At 60.9% G+C, this 1,161-nt stretch carries 1 protein-coding gene; it reads right to left on the bottom strand.

Features of this window, described 5'->3' with window-relative positions; all coding sequences use genetic code 11:
* Window positions 1-336: 336 nt before the first annotated feature.
* The gene (locus P4L78_RS01095; protein ID WP_309326379.1) at window positions 337-633 is read right to left on the bottom strand and encodes a hypothetical protein; all 297 of its coding nucleotides are present in this window, start codon (window positions 631-633) and stop codon (window positions 337-339) included.
* Between the last annotated feature and the right edge of the window lie 528 nt (window positions 634-1,161).

Raw genomic sequence — 1,161 nt, 5'->3', positions numbered from 1 at the left:
GCGGAGCTGTCGATGCGAAGGCTAAGTCAGCCTAGCCAGCAAGCAGAGCTCGCAAGTGCAGCCAATCAGCGACGCCAGCGAGTGCAGCCAATCAGCCACACCGCGCTGGCGTGCGATAACCAGCCGCAGCCTCGAGTTCAGCCGCTGCATTCGAGCTCAGTCCATCGGCAGCGCTCATCGGCCGTGCCCTCCAGCGTGGCCATTTTGCCGCGCCGCCCGAGCCGTAAGCGCGGCCGACAAGCCACACCAGTCGGCAAGGCATGCATGCAGATCAGTCCAAATAGCTGGAGGGCTGGAGAAGGATCAGATTGTCGAGACAGCGTTCCGAGTGTATGGTCAGTTATCGTACAGGACCAGACGCGCTGCGCAGGAGGCGACGCAAGCAACCGCGACTACGGCTTGGTCAGCAGTTCTGTTGAGCGAGCCGTCTTCCGTTGATGATCCAGACATCGCCTGTTCGTTCCACACGCGCCGCAGAAGCGGAAGCCGAGCGCTTATGGATGCGTGCTGTGTGAGCGCGTGGGGATCAGCAAGTGCGACAACTTCCTTGTCAGCCTGGAGAATCGCGTCGGTGCCACTGTCGAGCCGGAACTGCTGCTGCTGCTGCTGCTGCCAGATCTGGAAGATGACCATCTTCGAGGTGGGGGGATACCGGCGGGGTTGAACATCGATGTTAGCGAACGAAGACCATCTCGAAGACCACCTCTTGGGCGTCAGCGAGCTGACTTGGGTGTTGCGGGCTTGTGCTCCTTGCAGCGAACAGCATCGGAAGGAGCCGCACGACAACACGGCTCGCACATGCGGCGAGCGCAGTTCTTGTTGCGCTGCTTTTTCTTGGAGCGGCAGGCTTCCTTGGACTCGCAAGGACCTGACATGCCCAGCTGACCCAAAGCCTTGGCTAATTCGTCCTGCCGCTTGAGTGGAACCCATCGCGACCGCCACTCCCACGCAGCGACCGGAGGAAAAGGGAGATGAGCGCGAGCCGAGCCTGGAAGACGAAGCGAACGACCGACGAGCGACGTGGAGTGATCGCTTCTTTGTGACGCATCGACATGTATGACCAGCGATGAAACCGTCGGCAGCAGGGCAGTTGCACCGGTTGACGAAGCAGCAGCTGATGGGGACCCAACAGTAGGTTGCAGCCAAAGCAGACCGTCGTCG

The organism is Silvimonas sp. (assembly GCF_031291215.1).
Classification (GTDB): Bacteria; Pseudomonadota; Gammaproteobacteria; order Burkholderiales; family Chitinibacteraceae; genus Silvimonas; species Silvimonas soli.
Note: the sequence above shows the minus strand (reverse complement) of the source record. Positions and strands in the feature narration are given on the sequence as shown.

Bases quoted from the DNA above. Each gene is read 5' to 3' on its own strand.
- P4L78_RS01095 (WP_309326379.1), bottom strand. From the start codon at position 633: ATGGTCATCTTCCAGATCTGGCAGCAGCAGCAGCAGCAGCAGTTCCGG.